Origin of the sequence: Pseudoalteromonas sp. 5Ae-yellow (genome assembly GCF_014077565.1) — a bacterium.
Lineage (GTDB): Bacteria > Pseudomonadota > Gammaproteobacteria > Enterobacterales > Alteromonadaceae > Pseudoalteromonas.
This window is the reverse complement of the sequence record NZ_JACGWD010000242.1, coordinates 1-211: the sequence shown is the minus strand read 5'-3', so window position 1 is coordinate 211 and position 211 is coordinate 1. Positions and strand designations below refer to the sequence as shown.

The 211-nt window shown below is 44.5% G+C and carries 1 pseudogene; it reads left to right on the top strand.

The features are described 5' to 3' along the window. Positions 1-199, top strand: a pseudogene (locus tag H4J63_RS20085) (IS4 family transposase); the annotation flags it as partial. Positions 200-211: the final 12 nt, after the last annotated feature.

Here is a 211-nt window from a genome sequence, read left to right as displayed (position 1 = left end):
AAAGAGAATAAAAACACCATTGCCTGAAACTGCTCCAAATATGTCATGGGCGTATCAGGAACTGGCAAAGTTAGGAGGCTGGAAAGATACCAAGCGCACAGGGCGTGCATCTGTGAAAGTGTTATGGAAAGGATGGCTTAAGTTACAAGCCATCCTGGAAGGCTACGATTTAGCAAAATCTCTTGAGTCAGACTTGTGATCAAGAGACAGC